Origin of the sequence: Buchnera aphidicola (Microlophium carnosum) (assembly GCA_011752475.1) — a bacterium.
GTDB lineage: Bacteria > Pseudomonadota > Gammaproteobacteria > Enterobacterales > Enterobacteriaceae > Buchnera > Buchnera aphidicola_BG.
Genome location: CP048747.1, coordinates 135253 through 161113, shown reverse-complemented (window position 1 = coordinate 161113; position 25861 = coordinate 135253). Strand labels below are relative to the sequence as shown.

21 protein-coding genes are annotated in these 25861 nt (G+C 24.5%); 11 read left to right on the top strand and 10 right to left on the bottom strand.

Annotated elements, in window-relative coordinates; genetic code table 11:
* Nucleotides 1-6 precede the first annotated feature (6 nt).
* Nucleotides 7-276, bottom strand: a complete 270-nt coding sequence (gene rpsT / locus G4A98_00745) for a 30S ribosomal protein S20 (GenBank protein ID QIQ41754.1) — start codon at nt 274-276, stop codon at nt 7-9.
* A gap of 128 nt (nt 277-404) precedes the next feature.
* Here rpsT and ribF point away from each other — a divergent pair, with 128 nt between their 5' ends.
* The 8 genes from ribF (at nt 405) to folA (ending at nt 11705) form a co-directional block, all read left to right on the top strand.
* On the top strand, nt 405-1373 hold the full coding sequence (ribF, locus tag G4A98_00740) for a bifunctional riboflavin kinase/FAD synthetase (GenBank protein QIQ41753.1): 969 nt from the start codon (nt 405-407) through the stop codon (nt 1371-1373).
* Nucleotides 1366-4188 (top strand): isoleucine--tRNA ligase, encoded by a 2823-nt coding sequence (gene ileS / locus G4A98_00735; GenBank protein ID QIQ41752.1) that lies wholly within the window; start codon nt 1366-1368, stop codon nt 4186-4188. Before ribF ends, ileS begins: the two co-directional genes overlap by 8 nt.
* Nucleotides 4188-4682, top strand: a complete 495-nt coding sequence (gene lspA / locus G4A98_00730; GenBank protein QIQ41751.1) for a signal peptidase II — start codon at nt 4188-4190, stop codon at nt 4680-4682. Before ileS ends, lspA begins: the two co-directional genes overlap by 1 nt.
* A 50-nt stretch (nt 4683-4732) precedes the next feature.
* On the top strand, nt 4733-5704 hold the full coding sequence (ispH, locus tag G4A98_00725; GenBank protein QIQ41750.1) for a 4-hydroxy-3-methylbut-2-enyl diphosphate reductase: 972 nt from the start codon (nt 4733-4735) through the stop codon (nt 5702-5704).
* Nucleotides 5697-6506, top strand: a complete 810-nt coding sequence (dapB, locus tag G4A98_00720; protein QIQ41749.1) for a 4-hydroxy-tetrahydrodipicolinate reductase — start codon at nt 5697-5699, stop codon at nt 6504-6506. The genes ispH and dapB overlap by 8 nt, the downstream gene beginning before the upstream one ends.
* A 214-nt stretch (nt 6507-6720) precedes the next feature.
* On the top strand, nt 6721-7881 hold the full coding sequence (carA, locus tag G4A98_00715) for a glutamine-hydrolyzing carbamoyl-phosphate synthase small subunit (GenBank protein ID QIQ41748.1): 1161 nt from the start codon (nt 6721-6723) through the stop codon (nt 7879-7881).
* 17 nt (nt 7882-7898) lie between these two features.
* Nucleotides 7899-11138, top strand: a complete 3240-nt coding sequence (gene carB, locus G4A98_00710; protein ID QIQ41747.1) for a carbamoyl-phosphate synthase large subunit — start codon at nt 7899-7901, stop codon at nt 11136-11138.
* 84 nt (nt 11139-11222) lie between these two features.
* Nucleotides 11223-11705 (top strand): type 3 dihydrofolate reductase, encoded by a 483-nt coding sequence (gene folA / locus G4A98_00705; protein ID QIQ41746.1) that lies wholly within the window; start codon nt 11223-11225, stop codon nt 11703-11705.
* Nucleotides 11706-11740: 35 nt separating this feature from the next.
* Here the strand turns inward: folA and apaH are convergent, their stop codons facing one another.
* The 3 genes from apaH to G4A98_00690 are packed head-to-tail and all read right to left on the bottom strand — an operon-like array spanning nt 11741 to nt 14770.
* Nucleotides 11741-12559, bottom strand: a complete 819-nt coding sequence (gene apaH / locus G4A98_00700; GenBank protein ID QIQ41745.1) for a bis(5'-nucleosyl)-tetraphosphatase (symmetrical) — start codon at nt 12557-12559, stop codon at nt 11741-11743.
* 43 nt (nt 12560-12602) lie between these two features.
* Nucleotides 12603-13424: a 16S rRNA (adenine(1518)-N(6)/adenine(1519)-N(6))-dimethyltransferase RsmA gene (gene rsmA, locus G4A98_00695; protein ID QIQ42162.1), complete on the bottom strand. Its 822-nt coding sequence runs from the start codon at nt 13422-13424 to the stop codon at nt 12603-12605.
* Between the two features lie 53 nt (nt 13425-13477).
* A complete protein-coding gene (locus G4A98_00690; protein QIQ41744.1) occupies nt 13478-14770 on the bottom strand; it encodes a peptidylprolyl isomerase in 1293 nt (430 codons plus the stop codon).
* A 219-nt stretch (nt 14771-14989) separates the two neighbouring features.
* On the opposite strand from G4A98_00690, the gene G4A98_00685 reads away from it, so the two are divergent.
* Nucleotides 14990-15760 (top strand): DedA family protein, encoded by a 771-nt coding sequence (locus G4A98_00685; GenBank protein ID QIQ41743.1) that lies wholly within the window; start codon nt 14990-14992, stop codon nt 15758-15760.
* Between the two features lie 83 nt (nt 15761-15843).
* Here the strand turns inward: G4A98_00685 and rplY are convergent, their stop codons facing one another.
* Nucleotides 15844-16131 carry a 50S ribosomal protein L25 gene (rplY, locus tag G4A98_00680; GenBank protein ID QIQ41742.1) on the bottom strand — a complete coding sequence of 96 codons (288 nt, stop codon included), beginning with the start codon at nt 16129-16131 and terminating at the stop codon, nt 15844-15846.
* 34 nt (nt 16132-16165) lie between these two features.
* Nucleotides 16166-17011, bottom strand: a complete 846-nt coding sequence (nfo, locus tag G4A98_00675) for a deoxyribonuclease IV (protein QIQ41741.1) — start codon at nt 17009-17011, stop codon at nt 16166-16168.
* Between the two features lie 989 nt (nt 17012-18000).
* Here nfo and glyQ point away from each other — a divergent pair.
* Nucleotides 18001-18939, top strand: a complete 939-nt coding sequence (gene glyQ, locus G4A98_00670) for a glycine--tRNA ligase subunit alpha (GenBank protein ID QIQ41740.1) — start codon at nt 18001-18003, stop codon at nt 18937-18939.
* Nucleotides 18914-20986: a glycine--tRNA ligase subunit beta gene (locus tag G4A98_00665; protein ID QIQ41739.1), complete on the top strand. Its 2073-nt coding sequence runs from the start codon at nt 18914-18916 to the stop codon at nt 20984-20986. Before glyQ ends, G4A98_00665 begins: the two co-directional genes overlap by 26 nt.
* 60 nt (nt 20987-21046) lie before the next feature.
* Here the strand turns inward: G4A98_00665 and yajC are convergent, their stop codons facing one another.
* The 4 genes from yajC to G4A98_00645 form a co-directional block, all read right to left on the bottom strand.
* Complete coding sequence (gene yajC, locus G4A98_00660) at nt 21047-21382, bottom strand: preprotein translocase subunit YajC (GenBank protein QIQ41738.1); 336 nt, start codon at nt 21380-21382, stop codon at nt 21047-21049.
* A gap of 974 nt (nt 21383-22356) precedes the next feature.
* Complete coding sequence (locus G4A98_00655; protein QIQ42161.1) at nt 22357-22539, bottom strand: S-adenosylmethionine:tRNA ribosyltransferase-isomerase; 183 nt, start codon at nt 22537-22539, stop codon at nt 22357-22359.
* Nucleotides 22540-23156: 617 nt separating this feature from the next.
* Nucleotides 23157-23465 (bottom strand): integration host factor subunit alpha, encoded by a 309-nt coding sequence (locus tag G4A98_00650; GenBank protein QIQ41737.1) that lies wholly within the window; start codon nt 23463-23465, stop codon nt 23157-23159.
* Between the two features lie 4 nt (nt 23466-23469).
* Nucleotides 23470-25854, bottom strand: coding sequence for a phenylalanine--tRNA ligase subunit beta (locus G4A98_00645; GenBank protein ID QIQ41736.1), 2385 nt, complete (start codon nt 25852-25854; stop codon nt 23470-23472).
* Nucleotides 25855-25861 lie beyond the last annotated feature (7 nt).

Genomic DNA, 25861 nt, shown 5'->3' with positions numbered 1-25861 from the left:
AAAAAGTTATATTTTACATATTCTGCTAATTTTTAATGAAAAATTAGATTTATATCGTGCAGCTTTATTTTTATGTATTAAACCTTTATTTACATGACTGTCAATAATAGGTTGCATTTTTTTAAATGCATCTTCTGCTTTTTCTTTATTTCCAGATATGATAGCTGTTCGTACTTTTTTTATAAAAGTACGAATCATAGAACGTCGACTAGCATTTTGTTTCCGACGTTTTTCAGATGTTGCTGCATCTTTTTTAGCAGATTTTATATTAGCCAATTTCTACCTCTAAAATTTTAAAAAATTAAACATTTATTTGAAAAAAAGACATTAATGAATATACTAAAAATATTATATAAAAAAAATTTTCAATGTAATTTACTTTATTTAATAAGGTTAACTTAACAATGAAGATTATACGAGGTATTCACAATATTAAGGAAATAAATACTAATTCAGTTATTACTATTGGAAACTTTGATGGAGTACACTTAGGACATCAAGAATTATTTTTACACACAAATGAAACAGGTAAAAAATATAAATTATCAACTATAATTATTTTATTTGAACCCCAACCACTAGAATTTTTAAGAAAAAATGATGCTCCTTTCCGAATTACACAATTCCGTGAAAAAGTCAAACGTATTGCTTCTTATAATTTTAATAAAATATTATGTATTAGATTTAATAAATCTTTCAAATCTCTAAGTGCAGAAGATTTTATCATAAATATACTAATAAATAAACTACATGTAAAATTTATAGTAATAGGAGATGATTTTAGATTTGGATTTCAAAAAAACGGAGATATTAATCTTTTAAAAAAATTAGCCAATCAATATCAATTTGATGTTATAAAAATCAAATCCTTGTATAAAAAAAATATAAAAATTAGTAGTACGAATATCAGAAAAGCTCTCTCTGAAAACAATATAAAACTAGCTTCTCTTTTTCTTGGTCGTACATTTAGTATATCTGGAAGAGTTATTCATGGAAATAAAATAGGAAGAACAATAAATTGTCCTACGGCTAATATACTTTTAAAAAAAAATTTTCCATTAACTAATGGAGTATATGCAGTCAAAATCAGCTATTTTTTAAATAAAAATGCTATAGGAATATCTAATATTGGAATTAAACCTAGTTTTTCAAATACTAAAAAACACACATTACTTGAAGTTCACTTATTCGATATAGAAATAAATTTATATGGAAAAGATATAGAAGTTTTTATATATAAAAAAATACGTGATGAACAAGTTTTTTCTTCAACAAAAAAACTAAAAAATCAAATTGTTAAAGATATTTTAATAGTTAAGAAATATTTTAAAACTCATGAACACTATATAGAAAAAAGAGAAAAAAATGGATAATTATAAAAAAACTTTAAACTTACCTAAAACAAAATTTTCTATGCGAGGAAATCTTGCACAAAAAGAACCAGAAATATTGAAAGATTGGTATCAAAAAAATTTGTATGAATTAATAAGAAAAAAAAATAAAGAAAAAAAAATATTTTTTCTACACGATGGTCCACCATATGCTAACGGAAATATTCATATTGGACATGCAGTAAATAAAATTTTAAAAGACATTATTATAAAATCTAAAAATCTGTCAGGTTTTGACGCACCTTATATTCCATCTTGGGATTGTCATGGATTACCGATCGAACAAAAAGTTGAAGAAAAAATTAACCTTAATCAGAAAAAAATATCGACTTCAAAGTTTCAAAAAAAATGTAGAGAATATGCACAAGATCAAGTTGAAAAACAAAAAAAAGACTTTATTAGATTAGGAGTGATAGGTGATTGGAAAAATGCTCATCTTACGATGAACTTTAAAAATGAAGCAAATATAATCAGAACCCTATCTAAAATTATCAAAAAAAAATATTTATATCAAGATTTTAAACCTATACACTGGTGTCTTCAATGTTCTTCATCACTATCAGAAGCAGAAATTGAATATTCTAAGAAACAATCAGACGCAATTATAGTTGGTTTTAAATTTAAAAAAAAAACAATTATAGAAAAGTTATTTCACTTTCAAATATTTAATAAAAAAGAAACCTATCTACTTATTTGGACAACAACACCATGGACTCTTCCATCTAGTAAAGCTATTTCAATACATCCAAATTTCAAATACCAATTAATAGAAACTGAAAAATTTAATTTAATTATAGCAAAAGAGTTAGTTAAAAATATACTAGATATATTAAAAATAAAAAAATGGATAAAAATAAGTTCTATTGAAGGAAAGAATTTAGAAAAAATAAAAGTTTTACATCCATTTTTAAAAAATATTGACTTGCCTATTATTTTAGGAAAACACGTAACTCTTGAAGCAGGTACAGGAGCTGTTCATACAGCACCAGATCATGGAGTAGATGATTATATAGTTAGTCAGAAATATAATATAAAAACAAGTAATTTAGTAGATTTTAAAGGAGATTACATCCCTGACATACATCCTAAATTAAATGGTCTAAATGTTTTAAAAGCAAATCCAATTATTATAGAACTACTTATTGAAAATAATACATTATTTCATCATGAATCTCTACTGCACAGTTATCCACATTGTTGGAGACATAAGAGTCCAATTATATATAGAGCTACTCCACAGTGGTTTATAAACATAGATCAAAAAAAATTACGTTATAAATTATTAAAAGAAATAAAAACAGTATCCTGGATACCTGCATGGGGGGAATTAAGAATAGGAGAAATGATTAGAAAAAGACCCGATTGGTGCATTTCAAGACAAAGAAAATGGGGTGTTCCAATGTCAATTTTTATACACAAGAAAACAGGAAAGATTCATCCTGATACTTTTTTTTTAATGGAAAAAGTAGCAAAAAAAGTAGAATTAGAGGGAATACAAGCATGGTGGAATATAAATGTAAAAGAAGTACTAGGTGAAGAATATCAGTCATATGAAAAAGTTTTAGATATATTAGATGTATGGTTTGAATCAGGAAATACACATACTTCGATAACATATCACAATCAAAACTATACTAAAAAAAATGCAGACATGTATTTAGAAGGATCAGATCAACATAGAGGTTGGTTTATGTCTTCATTAATAATATCAACATTAATTAATAAAAAAGCACCATATTCTCAAGTATTAACGCATGGATTCGTTGTAGATGGAAAAGGACAAAAGATGTCTAAATCTATAGGTAATACTATTAGTCCTAATGATGTAGTCAACACATTAGGAGCTGATATTTTAAGATTATGGGTCGCTGCTTCTAACTACTCTAATGACATTTCAATTTCTCATGAAATATTAAAGAGTTCATCAGATATATATAGAAGAATTAGAAATACAGCACGTTTTATGTTAGCAAATATTAGTGATTTTGATCCCAAAAAAAATATAATACCTAAAGATGATATGATTTTTTTAGATAAGTGGGCTATAGGACAAACTAAAATAGTTCAAGAAGAAATTATTGAGTTATATAAAAATTACAATTTTCATGCAGTAGTACAACGTTTAATGTATTTTTGTTCTATAGAGATGAGCTCTTTTTACCTTGATATTATAAAAGATAGACAATACACATTAAAAGAAAATAGTCAAGAAAGACGTAGTTCTCAAACAGCTATATATTATATAATTAATTCGCTTGTAAGATGGATAGCACCAATACTATCTTTTACTGCTAATGAAATATGGAGTTACTTACCAGAAAACCATTCTCAATACGTATTTATGGAAGAGTGGTTTGACAAATTATTTCATTTAGATCAAGATGAATTATTTAATTATCAATTTTGGAATGAAATTATTAATATAAAAAGCGAAATAAATAAATTTTTAGAAGAAGAAATACAAAAAAAAACCATTAATAATTCACTTGAAGCTTCAATTGTTTTATATGTTTTACCTGAATTATTCAATAAATTAAAAATATTAGGAAAAGAGATAAAATTTATCTTTTTAACATCTAAGACAAAAATAAAATTGTATTATACAGCTCCTAAAAATGTTAAAAAAAGTAAAACTATTCCATATTTAAAAATATTTTTAGAAAAAATAAAAGGAGAAAAATGTCTAAGATGTTGGCACTACTTTAATTTTTCTAAAAACCATATAAAAAATAGTAAGATTTGTAATCGCTGTGTTTCAAACACTACAGGAACTGGTGAAAAACGTATATTTATATAATGAAAAATAAATATTTTAAAAAATCAAAAAACTGGATTTATATAACTATAATAATTCTTATTCTTATTATAGATAGATCTACCAAATATTGGGTTGCAAAATCTATTAAAATATATGAAATAAAACATATTTTTTCAATATTAAATTTTTTTCATGTACATAATTATGGTGCAGCATTTAGTTTTTTGTCTGATCAACGAGGTTGGCAAATATGGTTTTTATGCATCATTAGTTTTGTTACTATATTTGTAATAATCAGAATTATTGTCAAATTAAAAGATAAAGACATCAAAAAAATCACTGCGTATTCTTTCATTCTTGCAGGTGCAATCGGTAATTTAATAGATCGAATTATTTATGGATTCGTAATAGATTTTATTGATGTACATATCAATAATTGGCATTTTGCTACATTTAATATAGCTGATTGTAGTATTTTTATTGGAATTATGATGCTTATACGAATAAATTCTTCAATATCAAGAATCAAATAGTTTTATATAATATTTAATCACTATTAATATATATTCTGGAGATCACGACAGTGAATATTATATTAACTAACCCCCGAGGTTTTTGTGCAGGTGTTAAAAGAGCAATTTTAATAGTCGAAAACGCATTAAACATTTATAAAAAAACAGTTTATATCAGACATGAACTTGTACACAATGAATATGTTGTAAATGAATTACGTCGAAAAGGCGCTATTTTTGTTGAACAGATTACACAAATTCCAGATCATTCCATAGTCATTTTTTCTGCACATGGTGTATCAAAACAAATTATACAAGAAGCAATAAAAAAAAAATTAATTATACTCGATGCCACGTGTCCATTAGTAAAAAAAGTACATATAGAAGTATCAAAATCTAGCAATAAAGGAATAGAAACAATTCTCATTGGTCATAAGGGACATCCTGAAGTAGAAGGTACATTAGGACAATACGATAATAAAAATGGAAAAATATATCTTGTTGAATCTGTAGAAGATGTAAATAATTTATCTGTTAAAAATCATCAAAAATTAAATTTTGTTACACAAACTACTTTGTCTATTACCAATACAAAAAATATTATTACTGCTTTAAAAAACAAGTTTCCAAGAATTTCTGGTCCTATTAAAGAAGATATATGTTATGCAACAACTAATCGTCAAATAGCAGTTCGTCAACTATCTCGAATAACTGATATAATATTTGTAGTAGGTTCACAAAATTCCTCTAATGCTAACCGACTTGCAGAATTAGGGAAAGAAACTGGTACATTTACTAAGCTTATCAATTCTTTTTTTGATATCAAAAAAAAATGGTTAAAAAATAGAAATTATATTGGTATTACAGCTGGTGCTTCTACACCAGAAATATTAGTCACAGAAGTAATTCAATATTTACAAACACTAGGTGCTAAAAAAGCAATAGAAATGATAGGTATTAAAGAGAAAAAAGTTTTTAAAATACCCAAAAAACTATTAAATATAAAAACAATTTTAGATTATACGGATAAAAAAAATGAATAAGAAAACTCGTATTGCAGTTACTGGTCCTATGGGTCGCATGGGTCAAATGCTCGTTAAAGAAATACAAAAAAATAAACATGCATATTTGACAACAGCTTTAGTTAAAACAAGTCACCCACTAATTGGAAAAGATATTGGTGAAATTCTTAAAATAGGAAAAATGGATGTCCTCATTAGCGACATATTAAATATAAAAAAACATGATTTTGATGTTTTAATTGATTTTACTAAACCTAGTAGTACATTACAGTATTTGCAATATTGTAATAAATTTAAAAAAAATATTATTATTGGTACAACTGGATTTTCAAGAGAAGAAATGAATACTGTAAAGTCATACTCTCAAAACATTGCTATGATTATATCATCCAATTTTAGTATAGGAATAAATTTACTGTTTCAATTAATTGAAAAAACCGCTCAAATTATAGGAAAAAATTCTGATATCGATATTATTGAATATCATCATCGAAATAAAATCGATGCCCCTTCAGGTACAGCTTTAGCAATGGGAGAAGTAATATCAAAAGTAATGCATTGGGATTTAAATAAACACTCTATATATTACAAAAAAGGAATAACTGGAATCAGAGAAACAAAAAAAATTGGGTTTTCTATTGTACGTGCAGGAAATATTATTGGAAAACATACTATTATGTTTTCTAGTTCTGGTGAAGAAATTAAAATTACTCACACCGCGTCGAATAGAATATCTTTTGCTCAAGGTGCTATACAATCAGCTATATGGATTCACAAAAAAAACCTCGGTCTATTTGAAATGAAAGATGTACTATCATTGTAAAAAAAATAATTGAATAAAAATCATCTTATTTATAATCTTTATTACGTTGAATACATACTTAGAATTAAAAAATATATATATTAAATTAGATATTAATTTTCTAAGAAAATATAAATTTTTATCTTGATAATAGACAAAAATATTAATTTTAGTTAAAATAATACGTAATTAATACAGCATTAATAACAATTCACGTATCAAAGCAAGTTTTTTAATGGAGGATGTTTTGAGTCAATCAGCAGTACTAGTTTTAGAAGATGGGACTAGATTTCACGGACGAGCTATTGGAGCTAAAGGAGTGACTGTAGGGGAAGTTGTTTTTAATACATCAATAACTGGTTACCAAGAAATAATTACTGATCCCTCTTATTCACATCAGATTGTCACATTAACTCATCCCCACATTGGAAATGTTGGAACTAATCCTCATGATGCAGAATCATCTAAAATTTATGTAAAGGGTCTTATTATCCGTGATTTATCACCAATTGCAAGTAATTACCGAAATAAAAAAAGTTTATCATCTTACTTAAAAGATAATAATATTGTTGCTATATCCGATATTGATACAAGAAAACTAACCCGTATTTTACGAATAAAGGGTTCACAAAATGGATGTATTATAGAAGATAAAAAAGAGAATTATACTATAGCACATCAAAAAGCTAGAAACTTTCTAAGTTTGCAAGGATTAGATTTAGCAAAAAAAGTATCTACTAAATCTATTTATAATTGGGATCAAGGAAGTTTTACTTTTAATAAAAAAAATTTTATTTCTATTAAAAAACAAAAATTTTTATTTCATGTTATTGTGTATGACTTTGGAGTTAAAAGAAATATACTTCGTATGCTTGTAGATAGAGGATGCCGTTTAACAATTGTTCCTGCTACAACTGATCCAAAAATTGTTTTAAATTTATTCCCAGATGGAATTTTCTTATCTAATGGTCCAGGTGATCCTAGACCTTGTGATTATGCGATTAATGCTATTCAATATTTTTTAAAAATCAATATTCCTATTTTTGGAATATGTTTGGGACATCAACTTCTCGCTTTAGCTAGCGGAGCTAAAATTATAAAAATGAAATTTGGACATCATGGAGCTAATCATCCTGTCAAAGAAATTCAAAGTAACCGAGTTATCATTACTTCTCAAAACCATAGTTTTACTGTGGATACTAACAATATGCCAAATAATATAGAAATTACACATAGTTCTCTTTTTGATGGAACATTACAAGGACTATCTTTAACTAATAAATTAGCATTTAGTTTTCAAGGTCATCCAGAAGCAAGCCCTGGACCACATGACGCTTCATCTTTATTTGATCGTTTCATTAAATTAATCATTTATAAAAAAACTAAAACTCAGTAATTAATTAGGGAAAAAAAATGCCTAAATCTACTGATATAAAATCAATTTTAATTCTTGGAGCAGGTCCAATAGTAATTGGACAAGCATGTGAATTTGACTATTCGGGTGCACAAGCTTGTAAAGCTTTAAAAGAAGAAGGATATAAAATAATACTTGTAAATTCTAATCCTGCAACTATTATGACAGATCCTTGTATGGCTGATGCTACATATGTTGAACCAATTCATTGGAAAATAGTAGAAAAAATTATTCAAAAAGAAAAACCAGATGCACTGCTTCCAACTATGGGAGGTCAAACAGCTTTAAACTGTGTCTTAGAATTAGATCATCAAGGTATTTTGGATACATATGGTGTCAAAATAATAGGAGCAACAGTTGATGCAATCAAAAAAGCTGAGAATAGAAAATTATTTGATTATTCAATGAAAAAATTAAATTTAGAAACTGCTAAATGTGGTATTGCACATAATATGCAAGAAGCATTTTCAGTTTTAGACAATGTAGGTTTTCCATGTATTATTCGTCCCTCTTTTACCATGGGTGGACATGGAGGAGGAATTGCCTATAATCACGAAGAATTTGAAATAATCTGTGAAAGAGGTCTTAAATTGTCTCCTAGCACAGAACTTCTAATTGATGAATCACTGATTGGTTGGAAAGAGTATGAAATGGAAGTTGTTCGAGATAAAAATGATAATTGTATTATAGTATGTTCAATTGAGAATTTAGATCCAATGGGTATTCATACAGGAGATTCAATTACTGTAGCACCTGCTCAAACTCTCACGGATAAAGAATATCAAATAATGAGAAATGCATCTATGTCAATTTTACGAGAGATAGGTGTAGAAACAGGTGGCTCTAATGTGCAATTTTCAATTAACCCGAAAAATGGTCGAATGATTGTTATTGAAATGAATCCTAGAGTTTCTCGTTCTTCTGCTTTAGCATCTAAAGCCACAGGATTTCCTATTGCAAAAATAGCAGCCAAATTAGCTGTTGGATATACACTAGATGAACTTGCAAATGACATAACAGGCACGAATACTACTGCATCGTTTGAACCATCAATAGATTATATAGTTACAAAAATTCCTAGATTTAATTTTGAAAAATTTCCAGGATGCGATGATAGACTTACTACACAAATGAAGTCTGTTGGAGAAGTAATGGCAATAGGTCGTACTTTCCAAGAATCTATACAAAAAGCTATACGTGGATTAGAAGTAGGTGCTAGTGGTTTTGATTCAAAAATATGTCATCTGGATCCAGAATGTTTAATAAAAATTAGACATGAATTAAAAGATGCTGGTGCCGAACGTATTTGGTACATAGGTGATGCATTCCGATCTGGTATGTCTGTTAATGATGTATTTAATTTAACATCTATTGATCCATGGTTTCTCGTACAAATTGAAGAAATTATTCTTCTAGAGAAAAAAATCATAAAAAATGGATTTATTGGATTAAAATATGACTTCTTTTATTTTATTAAAAGAAAAGGTTTTTCTGATCAACGTATTGCAATACTGACTCAGAAAAATGAAAGTGAAATCAGAAAATTACGTTATAAATTAAATTTACATCCTGTGTACAAAAGAATTGATACGTGTTCAGCTGAATTTTCAACTGAAACAGCATATATGTATTCAACATGGGAAGATGAATGTGAATCACATCCAAATAAAAATGATAAGAAAATTATTATATTAGGAGGTGGTCCCAATAGAATAGGACAGGGTATAGAATTTGACTATTGCTGTGTGCATGCAGCTCAAGCTTTGAGAGAAGATGGTTTCGAAGCAATTATGATTAACTGTAATCCAGAAACAGTATCTACTGATTATGATATTTCAGATAGACTATATTTTGAACCAATTACATTAGAAAATGTTTTAGAAATCGTCAGAATAGAAAAACCAAAAGGAATTATTATTCAGTATGGAGGACAAACCCCGTTAAAATTAGCGCGTGAATTTGAAAAAGAAGGTGTTCCTATAATAGGAACAAGTCCAGATGCTATTGATAACGCAGAAGATCGTCATCGTTTTCAAAAAACTGTTAGTAAATTACAACTAAAACAACCTTTAAATGCAACCGTCCTGAATTTAGATGAAGCTTATAAAAAAGCTGATATTATTGGATATCCAATAATGGTACGACCGTCTTATGTTTTAGGTGGTAGAGCAATGGAAATTGTTTATGGACCAGATGGTTTAGAAAATTATTTTAAAATAGCATTAAAAGAAAACAATACTACACCGATTTTATTAGACCAATATTTAGATTATGCAACAGAAGTAGATGTAGATGCTGTCTGTGATGGAAAAACAGTTTTAATTGGAGGAATTATGGAGCATATTGAACAAGCTGGAGTTCATTCTGGCGATTCTGCATGCTCATTACCAGTATATACTTTAACTAATCAGATTCAAAATACAATTAGAAAACAAGTAATAAAACTAGCTTTTGAATTATCTATAAAAGGACTAATGAATGTACAATTTGCTATTAAAAAAAATATAATCTATATTATTGAAGCAAATCCAAGAGCAGCACGAACAGTCCCATTTATTTCAAAAGCAACTGGTCTTGCATTAGCAAAAATTTCTGCACGAGTAATGTATGGTAAAACATTATTAGAACAAGGTTATATGCAGGAAATAATTCCTCCATATTTTTCAGTGAAAGAAGCTATTCTCCCATTTGATAAATTTCAAGGTGTTGATCCTATACTAGGTCCAGAAATGCGTTCTACAGGAGAAGTAATGGGTATTGGAAAGAACTTTTCTGAAGCTTTTTCAAAAGCCATGTTAGGCGCTCATACAAACATGAAAACATCAGGTCGTGTTCTTCTTTCAGTAAGAGATGATGATAAAAATAATATTATAAATCTAGCTGTTAAATTAAAAAAAATCGGATTTAAAATAGATGCAACAAAGGGTACATCTATGGCTTTAAAAAAATCTGGAATTGCATCTAGATTAGTAAATAAAGTACATGAAGGACGTCCTCACATACAAGATCGTTTAAAAAATGGAGAATATTCTTATATCGTTAACACTGCATCTTGTCATCAAGGAATAAAAGATTCAAAATTAATATGTCGTAGTGCTCTGCAATATAAAGTACACTATGATACGACAGTGAATGGAGCTTTTGCAACTGTTATAGCATTAAATGAAAATCCAATAAAAAATATTAATTCTCTACAAGAGATGCATAAAAAAATAAAATTATTTTATAATAAAAAATAATTTAATTTTACTTAAATCACATAAATGTTTATAAATATGTTGTAAAACATATTTATAATGCATATAAAGGATCTTTATCTGTTCATGAATATAAGTTTAATTGCGGCCATATCTAATAACCTAGTTATTGGGTACAATAATAAAATACCTTGGTATATTCCAGAAGATTTGAAATGGTTCAAAGAAAAAACAATAAATAAAAATATAATTATGGGTCGTATAACTTGGGAATCTATTCGAAATCCTTTACCAATGCGTAAAAATATAGTCATTAGTAGTAATGAAATTAAAACAGAAGGTATAATTTGGGCTAATTCAATATCTAATGCGATTATCTCTGCTCAATGTAATCAAGAAATTATGGTAATTGGAGGTTCTAAAATATATAAAAAAATGTTATTTTATGCTAATAAATTATATTTAACTCATATAGATATTAATATTATTGGTGATGCTTATTTTCCTGAATATAGATTATATCCATATTGGAAAGTATTATTTAGAAAAAAAATTACTAAAAATTCAAAAAATCCATATAATTATTCTTTTGAAATTTTATCTAGATAAAATAGATATTTATTAAAATATATAATTTATATCAACTATTTTGATAAAAAAGGTTGTGAAAACCATTTTTTGTCTTCCCATCGCAACATAATTAATTCTTCCCCCCAACAACAACCACCATCTAATGAAAAAAAAGGTTTCGGAACATATGTTCCTTTTAAGGAAGACCAGTGTCCAAAAAAAATAGAATAAACTTTTGAAATATTAGATGGCATTAAAAACCATGGTCGTAAAGGATCTTTAACAAGATTAGGAGATTGTTTATAAAACATGTTCAATCGAGTATCAGGATAACAATATCTCATTCTTGTAAGAGAATTTATAGCATATCGAAGTCTATCTAATTGATTTAAATTTAATCTCCAAAAATTTACATTATTATTATAATACATTTCTTTAAGAAATAAAGAATAATTTTTATGAGATAAAGAATCTTCGATTTCTAATGCACAAACTCTTGCGGTATTAATATCCCATTGCGGACTCATTCCAGCATGTGACATGATTATTTTTCGTTTTTCATCAATTTTTAAAAGAGATTGAGAACGAAGCCAATTTATTAATTCAACACTATCTGATGAAGAAAGAAATTCATCAAAACAGTTTTCTTTTTTATTTTTTTTTACACCAGCATGTACTGCAATTAAATTTATATCATGATTACCTAAAACTATTTGAACTCTATTTTGTAAAGAATAAAGATACCTGAGCACATGAAGAGAATCAGGACCTCTAGATACTAAATCACCTGCAATCCATAAGTAATCTTTTTTATTATTAAAAGATGATTTTTCTAATAGCATCCTAAATTCTTTATAACAACCATGTATATCGCTTATAAAATAAGTACTCATATTTTATACCTCTGTAAAATGAACATCAAGCATTAAAAATTTATTAATTGACTGTTAAACCAGAATTAGATTTTGTATATAAATAATTAGATAATTGACAATACTGAGAAATAGAAATATTTTCAGCTCGTAATTTGGGATTAATTTTTAACTGAATTAATTCTTTTTCAGAAAATAAATTTTTTAAACTATGACGCAAAGTTTTTCTTCTATTCTGAAAAGAATTTTTGGTAATTAAGCTTAAAATATTGATGTCATATACAAAATAAGGAAAATTAATGTGGGGAGTTAAATTCACAAAAACAGAATGGACTTTAGGAATAGGTCGAAAATCTTCAGGTATAACTTTTAATAATATTTTAATATTACAATGATATTGAGATATAATACTTAAACGACAATAAGATTTATTCCCGGGAACAGCAATTAATCTTTCTGCAACTTCTTTTTGTAACATAAAATTCATATCTTGAATCACTGTAATTTGTTTAAATAATAAAATGATTAGAGAAGTAGAAATATTATACGGTAAATTCCCAAAAATACGAATTAATTGTTTTTTTTTGTCAAATAAATCTATATAATTAAAATTTAAAGCATCTTGATGAAAAACTATTAATTTTGAATAAAATGCATACTTTTGTAAGAAGAATAATAAATTAGAATCTAATTCAATAACAATTAGTTCGTTTAATAATTGACAGATGGGTTTTGTTAATGCACCTAATCCTGGTCCAATTTCTACTAATGTTTGTTTTATATTTGGATTAATTATTTTAATGATATTTTGAATAATATTTTGATTTATCAGAAAATTTTGCCCATACCTTTTCGAAGGACGATATTTTTTAGAATGTTTTATTATCATGAATTTACAGTAAATTATTTAATGTTTAAATTTTATTGAGGAAAATATTTTTACGGTCTTATAATTTTTATATAAGAATTTTTTTTAAGTTCTTCGACCCAATGATGCTTTTCTAATATTATTTTGTGATTCAATATAATATTATAAACTTGTTGCTTTTGAAAACTATCAAATTGATGTACTTGACGCTTATCTAATAACTTAAATATATGCCAACCAATATTCGACTTAATAGGTCTACTAATTTCATTTGTATTTAAATGTAAAAATTCTTTATTCAAATTAAGATTAAGTGAGTTTTGTGAAATCCATCCTATATCACCTTTTTTATTAGATGAATAAGAATCATGAGATAAATTTTTGACTGCATCATCGAAACTATAAATACCTTGCTTAATATTTTTATATATATTAAAAATATGTTTTTTTGCTTCTAAATCTGTTAAAATAACAGAAGGTTTTATGAGACAATGTTGCATATAAAATTCAGTTTTAATATTTTCTTTATTGTTTTTAATGTCATTTACTTTTAAAATATAAAATCCTTTATTTTCTCTAAACGGACCTAAAATTTGATTTTTTTTAACAATATTTACAGTTTTAGAAAAACTATTTTGTATATTTAACCAATTCATCCAAAACATTTTTTTTACTAAAAAAACAGATTTATGTTTTTTATAATCTATCAAAAGTTTTTCAAAATCATAACCTTTCTGCAGTTTATTTACGATTCTTTCTGCTATTTTTTTTCTACTTTTAATGGTATTATCGGAATCGTTTTTAAAAACAGGTAATAAAATATAACTTAAATTTATCTTTTGAAATTTTTTATTGTCTTGTATAAATTTTTTAAAAATCACATTGACTTCTTCTTCTGAAATGTTAATTCGTTTGCGAAGCTCATAATCTTGCACTATTTTTATTTTTATTGATCTTTCAATGTTTTTTATATAATTGTCATAATAAAAATGGGTATTAAAATCATGTAATAAAATATAATTTTTTAACTGATTAACACTAATATTTTTTTTTAAAGCAATATTTTTAACAACAGAATTAATTTGTTCTTTAGTAATAGTAATATGCATTCTATTTGCTTCTTGTAATATTAAAGAATCTAAAATTAACTTTTGAATTACTTTTTCTTTTAAAAAATTATCTTTTACAGGGGTTCTAAAATTTTTCTCGTCTTTTTTTAGTAAAAAAAGAATCTCATTTAGATCGCTATTCAATATAACTTCATCATTTACAATTGCTACAATATTATCTATTTCTTTATCTTTAGCTAAAACATAGGAAACGCTAGTAAAAATATAAAAAATTAAAAAAATACATACTTTCATTACAATTCTTCTTTTTATAAATAAGTGTTTTATACTAAAATATTTTTATTATAGATTATATAATAGAAAATATTTTTTATACTTGGTTTTAAAAGTCTTTTAAAAAGTTAAAATAAATTTACAATATTTTCTTGAGGTTATTTTAAAAAAAATATAAAGTATAAAATATTTATGTAAAAATTTAGTCTTAATATAAAAAACTTAAAATGATGAAAATTTATGGAATCTTGGTTAATATCTTTTATAACACAATCTTTAACATACTCTCTCTTAGTAGTTGGAACCATTTCTTTTTTAGAATCTCTTGCATTAGTAGGATTATTGCTTCCCGGTATTATTTTAATGACTACGTTAGGCACATTCATAGGTGATGGAAGATTATTATTTTATCCAGCTTGGGCATCTGGTACAATCGGATGTTTACTAGGCGATTGGATTTCATACTATATTGGCTTGTATTTTAAAAATTGGCTATATACATTTAATTTTTTGAAAAAAAATCAAAAATTACTCGATAAAACTAAATCTATATTACATAAACATAGCATGATTACTATTATTATCGGACGATTTATAGGGCCAACTAGACCTTTAATACCAATGGTTTCTGGAATGTTAAAACTACCATTAAAAAAATTTATTTTTCCTAGTATTATTGGATGTATATTATGGCCTCCAGTATATTTTTTCCCTGGCATAGTCACGGGAATTGCTATAAAAATACCACAAAGTTCACCCAATGATTATTTTAAATGGTTTTTGTTGCTTATTTCAATTTTGATATGGTTAGGAATTTGGCTAATATCAAAATGGTGGAAAATAAGAAAAAATCATATAAATTATACTGCTTCTTTTTTTACTAAGAAAAAGATTGGATGGTTAGCTATTTTAACTATGTCATCTGGCATTTTGAGTTTTATTGCTATACAATTTCATCCTACAATGTTCATTTTTAGAAAAGTTTTTTCTACTATATTATTAGGAATATAAAAAATAATAAATAAATATTATAGTTTTAAAAAATATTTTAAAAATAAATAAAAACTTATAATATTAGATCATATTTCTTGTATTTAAGAAACATACAAAAAATCAATATGCAATAATTTTAATTTAAATGAATGTCTTTGAATAGCTTGCACTTTAACTTTATATTTTGCATCTTTAACAAGTAAGAAAAAATTTTCTCTATAAAATTCTACTTTTTTTTGCAAATTAAAAACAGAATTATGATCTAATATAAGTAAAATTTCAGTTTGATCAATTCCATATAACACTCCTGGTAATTTATTATTAATACGTAATCGTCTACTAAAACTTTTACCTTTTTCTTTTCGTATTTCTACTGGAAGCGTTAACATATTTAAACCTCTTTTATCGTAATACAGTGTTTAATTATACTTTTGATTGTGATCTTAACCAATAAATTTCTTCTTCCCAGATAACAGGATTAACTGTTTCTAAGATTATTGGAATATTACAGAAATTTTTATTTCTTATAATCCATCTAAAAGCAAATTTTCCTATTTCACCTAATCCCAAACTTTCATGACGATCAACACGACTATTAATTTTTCTTTTAGAATCGTTTAAGTGTATTCCTCTTAAATATTTTAATCCTATTATATTATTAAATTTTTCAAACGTATTTTCACAGTCTTGTTTAGTACGTAAATCATATCCTGATGCAAACAAATGACACGTATCAATACAAACTCCGACTCTAGATTTATCATCAACATTTTTAACAATTTCAGATAAATGTTCAAAAGAATATCCTACATTAGTCCCTTGTCCTGCTGTATTTTCTATCACTGCTATGACATTTTTAGTTTTTTCTAAAGCCATATTAATAGAATCAGAAATTCTTAATAAACAAGAATCTTCAGTAATTCTATTCAAATGACTTCCCGGATGAAAATTTAAAAATATCAAACCGAGCTGACTGCATCGAGTTATTTCATCAATAAAAGCAACTCTAGATTTTTTTAGTAAATTATTATCGGGATGACCTAAATTAATTAAATAACTACTATGAGGTAAAATCTGTTGAGGTGTAAATGTATATTTAATACATAATTCTTTGAAATAATCTATTTTTTTTTGAATTAATGGAGGAGATAGCCATTGACGCTGATTTCTAGTAAAAAAAGAAAAAGCTGTTGCTTTTATTTGAACAGCACGTAAAACTACTTTTTCTAAACCACCAGAAGAACTAATATGTGCGCCAATATAGTTCATTTTTTTATTTTTTTCCTATAAAAATAATTTCTATTTTAATATTGTTATATATATTTAAAAAATTAAAAAATTATGAATTAATAAGAATATATTTTTAGTAAAAATTTACTTTTTAATATAAATACAAATTTTTTTATATTATCATAATATGATACTGAGAAAGTATATTTTAATCAATAAAAATCACTTGAATATATTTGATTTATTATTTAATATTTTTTTTAATAAAAAAACTTGTTCAAAAAGATTTTTATTACATTTAAATAAATATTATGAATAAAAATTAATAAAAATTGCTATTTATGTAATACAATTAATATTTGTAAAAATAATTTAATTTTTATATTAATTACAATGTTGTGACCTTCTAATAAAATTTACATGCAATTACTATTGATTGTATAAAATGCTTTTTTTTTAAAATAATTTCCTAGCATAAAATTATGTAATTTTATTTTTTTAGATAGTTATATCGTTGTATTTTAGAAATATATAAGTATTTTTTTTTCTATATAAAAGTTATAAAGTAATATTAATTAAAAATTATTAATATAATCTCTTGCTAAGATAATAATTTTTTTACTTTTATTATATTATGTTATTTATTAATATAGTTTTTAGAAAGTTTCTATTCACTTAATTAAATAAAATTATAAGATATGTTTTTTATGCATTTTTAATTGTATTCGTTATACTGTTATTTTTTAAATTTAAATGAAGTAGAATTATAATTTACTATATATATTGAGTGATCAATAATTTTCTTTCTTTTTCATTTATATCATTGTATTCTTTTTTAATAAGATAGTTTAATTTTTTCTAATTATGCATTATATTCTAAATTCAGTTCTTTGTTAAATTTTATTATTATTTTTATTTAAAAAAAATATATTTTTAAAACATATACAATATTTAAAATATACAAAAAAAAAAGAAAAGAATTATTATAAAATATACAGTGTATCCCTATTATCCTTTCTGGATGTAAAATGAAAAATCATCATAATAATTTTTATAATTTAATTACAATTTTACAAGAATACTGGTTAAAACAAGGATGTACTATTTTTCAACCATTAGATCTGCCAATAGGAGCAGGTACATTTCATAATATTACCTTTTTGGGTACTATTGGACCAGAACCAATTAATGCCGCATATGTTCAAGCTTGTCGTCGTCCTTCTGATGGAAGATATGGAAAAAACCCTAATCGTTTACAATATTACTACCAATTTCAAGTTATTATAAAACCTCCTCTAGATAACATTCAAAATCTTTATTTAAACTCATTAAATTTATTAAATATAGACGAAAAAATACATGACATACGTTTTGTAGAAGACAATTGGGAAAATCCTACGTTAGGTGCTTGGGGTATTGGATGGGAGGTTTGGTTAAATGGAATGGAAATTACTCAATTCACTTATTTTCAACAAGTAGGTGGATTAGAATGTAATCCTATAACTGTAGAAATAACATATGGTTTAGAAAGAATTGCTATGCATATGCAAAATAAATCAAATGTATATGATCTAATTTGGAATACACATAATAAAAAAAAAATAACTTATGGTGATATTTTCCAACAAAATGAAATAGAACATTCACAATATAATTTTCAATATTCTGATGTTAATTTTTTATTCAATTCCTTTAAAGAATATGAACTAGAAGCAAAAAAATTAATAGATTTAAAAAAACCATTATTATTAGTATCATATGAAAAAATATTACAAGCAAATCATATATTTAATTTATTAGATGCAAGAAAAGCTATATCTTCCAATGAACGTCAAAATTATATTTTTCGAATTCGACAATTAACTACTCAAATAGCAATAAGATACTTGAATGCAAGAGAAAAATTAGGCTTTCCATTATGTCATAAAAAGAGAGAAAAAAATGAAAAAAAAAACATTATTAATTGAAATAGGAACCGAAGAACTACCTTCTAGATTACTTTGGAAAATATCTTTATCTTTTCATGAAAATTTTACTGAAGAATTAAATTCTTATAATATTTTATATAAAAAAATTAATCATTTTTCTACTCCAAGAAGATTAGCATTAAAAGTTATAGATATTGATACAACAGATCAATTTATAGAAAAAACAAACAGAGGTCCATCAATAAAAAATACTTACGATAAAAATGGATGCTTAACAAAAGCAGCTATTAGTTGGTTAAAAAATTTTGGAATTAATATAAATCAAGCTAGTCGTTTAAAAAATGAAAAAGGTGAATGGTTATTATATCGAACAAGAAAAAAACAAGAAAAAATTGAACTACTAATTCCTAAAATTACTGAAATAGCTCTAAAAAATATTTCGATAAAAAAAAGTATGCGTTGGGAAATACACAATCAAAAATTTTTTCGTCCTATTCGTAATATTGTAATATTATTAGATAATCAAACTATTATAGGAGATATATTTAATATTTCTTCTAATAATCTTCTTCATAACCATCTTTCTTCAAAAGAAAATCAAATAGAAATTAAAGATGCAAAAGACTACCCGACGATTCTTTTTCAAAAAAATAATATCGTGGCTAATTATATAACTCGTAAAGAAATAATTATAAAAAAAATTAAAGAAATTGCGCAAAAAATTAACGGATATATAAAAAATAGTGATTTTTTAATTGAAGAAGTGACTGCTTTAGTAGAATCACCTGAAGTACTTTTAGCTACTTTTAAAAAAAAATTTCTTAAAATACCTGAAAAAATACTAATACATACTATAGAAAAACAACAAAAATGTTTTCCAGTATATAATTTTCAAAACAAACTTCTTCCATATTTTATCTTTGTTTCTAATATTAACTCAAAAGAACCAAAAAAAATTATTATAGGAAATCAAAAAGTAATGCATGCACGACTTTCAGATGCTGAATTTTTTTTTAAAAATGATAGAATGGTAAAATTAGAAAGCCATCTTTTATCTTTAAAAAAAGTTTTGTTTCAAAACAAGCTTGGTTCATTGTATGAAAAAACATTGCGTCTTAAATTACTTGTTAAATGGATTGCTAAGTATAATTGTAGTAACATACAAGATGCAATTAGAGCAGCACTTCTATCTAAATGTGATCTGATTACTCATGTTGTATGCGAATTTCCAGAATTACAAGGCACTATAGGCATGTATTATTCTTTAAAAGACAAAGAACAAAAAAATGTTGCTATTGCTCTTGAAGAACAATATTTACCGTCTTTTTCAGGTGATAGACTTCCGTGTACTGCTATAGGTTGTGCATTATCAATTGCTGATAAAATGGATACTTTATCAGGAATGTTTTATATTGGAAACACCCCCAGTGCAGATAAAGATCCATTTGCGTTAAGACGTTTAGCAATAGGAATAATACGTATTATTATCGTAAAAAATATACCATTAGATTTAAACGATTTAATTAATAAAAGCCTCAATCTATATAATAAAAAAAATACTAATAATTTATTAATATCAAGTGAAATTTTTAAATTTTTAATCAAAAGATTATTTCATTGGTATGAAGAAACAGGATATAAAATAAAAACTATTAAATCAATACTAACGTATAAATCAACACAACTAATAGATATTGATCAAAAAATACAAGCTATATCTTCTTTTCAAAAACTAGAAGGTTCAAAATCAATAATATTATCTATTAAAAGAATATCGAACATTTTAGACAAAGAAAGTAAAAAAATTTCTGGACGTATTAATATCAAATTAATACAAAAAGAAGAAGAAATGATATTATTTAACCAAATAAAAAAATTTAAAGTTGATACAAAAAAATTATTTTTAGAAAAAAAATATCAAGATATTTTAATAAAAATCAAAGAACTTGAAAAACCTATATGTAATTTTTTTAACAAAGTTAAAATAAATGATTCTAATTCTAAAATACGATTAAACCGATTACTTTTACTTAATGCCTTAAAAAAAATTTTTTTTTCAATAGCAGATTTCTCTTATTTATATTAAATATATTTAAAAAAAATAAGCATTCAGTATAAATATATTACACTTTTTTAGTAATAACAATTATAACGATTTTAAAGTGCCTTTAGGTAATGACGATGCTATAAAATCTTGTTTTATAAAGACTTCAGTTGTATCGTTCAATTGAAGTAAAATATATCCATTTTTTGTAATTTTTTTTATGCGTCCTAATAATCCACTAGTTGTTATAACTTCATCTCCTGAAACAAGAGAATGCATGAGATTTTTATGTTCTTTATCTTTCTTTTGTTGAGGACGAAAAAGCATAAAATAAAAAACTAATAAAAATATTATAACCATAAATATTAAAGAATACGAATTTCCACTTTCTGATGTTTCATGTGCTATAGCATTAGCATTTTGAATTAAAAAATTCATTTGTTTTTCCTTAAAATTATACTACTGAAAATTAATTTTATTTTTTTATAAAAATTTAATATACATTAGAGAATGTATTATTTTTTATTGAAATTCTTACATTAGACATTAATGTCTGATAACAATCTAAATTATGTATTGATATTTTAAACGAGCTACTAATAATGTAAACACGATGTATAAATAAGAACGAGTATAATATTAAAGAGTGCAACAAGTACGTATACTATCTAAAATAAGATTAAACTTCATTATATCTTTTATTTCTATACTTTTTTTATCAACTATTCATATAAAAATCTTATAGATTACCTATTCTTATAAAACACGAGGTTTATTTTTTAGTATTTGAGAATAAATATAATATAATACTCTATATATTTATTTTTGAGTCTTCAACAAATCAATTACCTAATACATATTAATAAAAATTTATTTTTATTGATTTTTTTAGCACAATATTACTTTAAAATAAATATATTTTTATGAACAATACCAAATAATAAATTTTTTTATAAAAATAAAAAAGAACTTTTTTAGCGAAAATAATAAACTTCCATGTATTTTTTTAGATATTTAATATATATAATATATTCATCAAAAATTATGACAATATTCGAATCTAAATCTAATTAAAATTTTATATAATTTTCTAGATATAAATTTTTTTCGTTAATATAATTTAAAAAAAGAACTCTGTTTTTAATAACTTGACAAAATTCTAAACAATTAAAAATCACAATATTCAAAAATAAGTCAGAATAAATCCTGATCAATTTATAAAATTATACAATGTTTTATATAATTTTATTCTTTTGTATCTAGTTCTAAAATACAAATGAAACACATCAGTAGAATACTCTCACCTCCTGTATTTTGAATTTCTTCTCTATAATCCTGTAATTTTTTAAAGGATTCTAATTTAAAACAGACTAAATGATGCACTTTTATTACATCATCATAATAAAAAAACTCTATTCGTTTATTATTTTTTTATGATAAGTGCTCATTGTATTGTTACATCTTTTAAAAACAGCAAATAACATGATTAATGTTAGTTTAGAAAAATAAAAATTAGTAATTAACATATGAATGTGATTATATTTGCAACTAAAATATACAAAAATATTAGCATGTCTTAATAAAACGTTTGATATATTAGATTATATGAGCAAGTGATAAGCACTTTCTACAAAAAAAGTGTACTCGGTACTCATCAAAATAATACAACTGCTATTTTTTACAAGATTTAATCTTTTTAATTATTAAAGAAAACACTTTAACTAATGCAGAATTTATAATAAATTCTCTAATTTTTAACTTTGTAATTAATGAAAAATATACTAAAACCTATCTAAAAAATCATATAATTTATACCTGCACTCTTATTATAAGATATATCTAAAAAAGGTAAACTCAAAATATAATTTAGCAGTAGATACAAGAACAACATTTATTTTTTTATATACAGTGTAATATTAATTAACATCTAAATTTTTTAATTAAAAACAGATCTTTTTGTTTTATTTATATACCAAAAAAACGAATAAGAATAACTTTAGTATTATTTAGAACAAAATATATCAACACAATTAATTTTATTTTAAAAATTTTAAAAAAAAGTTCTAGAATAATACTCTAGTATATCTGTACATAACTATTACACAATATGTACTACGAATATAATAAGGATCTCAGTGATTGCTGGTAAATAAAAAATAAAAATTAGATAATTATATATTATTAATTTTTTTAAAAAATGATTCTAGTAATACTAAACATCATTATTTTTTTTTATTAAATTAATATCAATTTTACTTTTCAGTTTTTGTCCAGCTTTAAAAGTAACTACTCTTCTAGCTGTTATAAGACAAAATTCTCCTGTTCTAGGATTTCTACCAGGACGAGATTTTTTATTCTTGATTTGAAAATTTCCAAATCCAGATAATTTAACATCTTCTCCCTGTTCTAAGGATTTTTTAACTTCTTCAAAAAAAAATTCTACAAATTTCTTTGATTCTTTTTTAGTTAATTGTAATTTCTCAAATAAATTTTCTGAAATTTCGGATTTTGTAAGTACCATAAGTTTATTTCCTTAAGATAGCTTGAAATTTGTTCTTTAATACTCCTATAAGATCGTTCATCTTTAAATTAATTTCATTATCTTGTAAAGTTCTTTTTTTATTCTGAAAAATAAAACTAATCCCTAAACTTTTTTTCTTATTATAAAATTCTTCACAAGAGTATATATCAAATATATTAATTTCTACTTTTTGATTAATAAAAAACTTTTTACATTCTTTAATAACAGTATAAACTGAAATCTCTTCTGAGATTAGTATTGCAATATCACGTCGAATAGTAGGAAATTTTGAAATTTCTTGAATTTTTAATGGTTTAATATATGAAAAATGATTTAATGATATTTCAAATAAAAATGTAGCACTATTTATATTTAATTCTTTTTCTAGTCTTGGGTCAATGGCTCCAATACTACCAATTAAATGATTTCTAAAATAAACTGATGCACTTTGTTCTGGATGTAGTCCAGATATTATTTCACGCCGAAATTCTATATGATTCAATTGACATAACGATTCTAATATAGATTCCAAATCACCTTTTAAATCATAAAAATCCATTTTTCTTGTTTTATCATACCAATTTTCTTTAATATAATTTCCACTAATTGCTGCTGCTAAAAAAAATTCTTGCTTCACACCAAGATTTTCTTTTTCATCCTCTGCAAAACAAAGTCCACTTTCAAAAATACGGATACTATGTTGCTGACGATTTTTATTAAAAGAAATATTTTTAAGCAAACCAGGCCATAAAGATAAGCGCATACATGACATATCTTGAGAAATAGGATTAGATAACAATAAATTTTTTTTATTCGGAAAAATTAAATTTTGTATTTTAGGATCAATAAAACCATAGTTTATAACTTCATAATAACCTTGATTAATTAATATAATCGCAGATTTATTTAATAAAAAATCTATCAATTCACTTTTTTTATTACAATCTGAAAACTCTTTTAATGGAGTCAAACAAACATTTTTATATCCGTAAATTCGAAGTATATCACTAATTACATCTTCCTCAATAAGTATATCGAATCGCCAGCTAGGAGGAATAACGTTCCAAAATTTTTTTTGAAAATTTAACTGATAATCAAGACTACATAAAATATTTGAAATAACAATTGTATCAACAAAAAAACCTATCACTTTATTTACTGTTTTATGATGCAATCTTATTGCATTTTTATGTATAGAAGAATCAACTTTTTTACTATTAACTGGACCAGGAGTACCACCACATATTTTTATAATTAAATCAGTTGCATACTCAATAGCATAATTTTGAAGTAACGGATCAACACCATAATTGTAATATTCTAATATTTTATTAGAATTCATTTTTTTGAGAATATAAAAAATTGAATGTCTGTTAATTAAAGATGAAGTTAAAAATATGTTTTTAGTATTTTTATTAACATCAACAATATTAGAATTAATATTTCCAGGAAGGAATAAGATTTTACTAGTATCAGAAAAAACTAATATATTTTTATTTAAACTTATATTTATATTATTCTTTAAAAATATATTTTCTTTATCTTTTGCCAGACGAACTATAACAGAACCATCAATATTATCTGAATTTAGTGCATTTAATGGTTGTCCAATTTCAATTAAGACGTAATTAAGAATATTTGTTATCACATTTTCTGTTAAAAGATCAGAAAAAAATAATTTTTTTTTCATCTGAAAAGGAATATCAACATCTATATTAATATTTTCTATCATTCTCCCTAAAAAATTAATACAATCTTTTTTTGCTTGAATATCAATATCAATTTTTTTCTCAACAATTACAGGAATGGATTTATATATTAAAGGTGGTATTCTTAAATTATTTATAGCTGCTATATTGCGAGACAAACCTAAAATACTCATGCTATCTGGACGATTCGACGTCATAGCAACTTTAATAATATTATCATTTAATGATAAATAATCATGCACATCAATCCCTATCATTGTTTCTTTAGGAAATTCAATAATGTTATTGTCATCAAAAAAAATACCTAATTCAAAAAAAGAACACAGCATTCCTTCAGATAATTCTCCCAAGAATATTTTTTTACTAATTATTATATTTTTAGGTAAAGTAGAACCGATGGTAGCTACTGCAACTTTCATACCATTATAACAATTAGGTGCTCCACATATAATATTTAATAATTTTTTATCTCCTATATCTACTTTCAGTATCTTTAAATTATGAGATTGAGAATGGGAAACACATTGAACTATTTCACCAACTACAACACCATCAAATGTAACTTTAAAATTATTAATATGTTCTACTTCAATACCAGAACTAGAAATTTGTTCGTATAAAATCTCACTATTAATTTTTGGATTTATCCATTCACGCAACCATTTTTCACTAAATTTCATTTTATCC

What these genes read in the sequence shown, in the direction of transcription:
- ribF (QIQ41753.1), top strand. Translation starts at nt 405, where the DNA reads ATGAAGATTATACGAGGTATTCACAATATTAAGGAAATAAATACTAAT.
- ileS (QIQ41752.1), top strand. Translation starts at nt 1,366, where the DNA reads ATGGATAATTATAAAAAAACTTTAAACTTACCTAAAACAAAATTTTCT.
- lspA (QIQ41751.1), top strand. Translation starts at nt 4,188, where the DNA reads ATGAAAAATAAATATTTTAAAAAATCAAAAAACTGGATTTATATAACT.
- dapB (QIQ41749.1), top strand. Translation starts at nt 5,697, where the DNA reads ATGAATAAGAAAACTCGTATTGCAGTTACTGGTCCTATGGGTCGCATG.
- carA (QIQ41748.1), top strand. Translation starts at nt 6,721, where the DNA reads ATGGAGGATGTTTTGAGTCAATCAGCAGTACTAGTTTTAGAAGATGGG.
- carB (QIQ41747.1), top strand. Translation starts at nt 7,899, where the DNA reads ATGCCTAAATCTACTGATATAAAATCAATTTTAATTCTTGGAGCAGGT.
- folA (QIQ41746.1), top strand. Translation starts at nt 11,223, where the DNA reads ATGAATATAAGTTTAATTGCGGCCATATCTAATAACCTAGTTATTGGG.
- apaH (QIQ41745.1), bottom strand. Translation starts at nt 12,559, where the DNA reads ATGAGTACTTATTTTATAAGCGATATACATGGTTGTTATAAAGAATTT.
- G4A98_00690 (QIQ41744.1), bottom strand. Translation starts at nt 14,770, where the DNA reads ATGAAAGTATGTATTTTTTTAATTTTTTATATTTTTACTAGCGTTTCC.
- G4A98_00685 (QIQ41743.1), top strand. Translation starts at nt 14,990, where the DNA reads ATGGAATCTTGGTTAATATCTTTTATAACACAATCTTTAACATACTCT.
- rplY (QIQ41742.1), bottom strand. Translation starts at nt 16,131, where the DNA reads ATGTTAACGCTTCCAGTAGAAATACGAAAAGAAAAAGGTAAAAGTTTT.
- nfo (QIQ41741.1), bottom strand. Translation starts at nt 17,011, where the DNA reads ATGAACTATATTGGCGCACATATTAGTTCTTCTGGTGGTTTAGAAAAA.
- glyQ (QIQ41740.1), top strand. Translation starts at nt 18,001, where the DNA reads ATGAAAAATCATCATAATAATTTTTATAATTTAATTACAATTTTACAA.
- G4A98_00665 (QIQ41739.1), top strand. Translation starts at nt 18,914, where the DNA reads ATGAAAAAAAAAACATTATTAATTGAAATAGGAACCGAAGAACTACCT.
- yajC (QIQ41738.1), bottom strand. Translation starts at nt 21,382, where the DNA reads ATGAATTTTTTAATTCAAAATGCTAATGCTATAGCACATGAAACATCA.
- G4A98_00650 (QIQ41737.1), bottom strand. Translation starts at nt 23,465, where the DNA reads ATGGTACTTACAAAATCCGAAATTTCAGAAAATTTATTTGAGAAATTA.
- G4A98_00645 (QIQ41736.1), bottom strand. Translation starts at nt 25,854, where the DNA reads ATGAAATTTAGTGAAAAATGGTTGCGTGAATGGATAAATCCAAAAATT.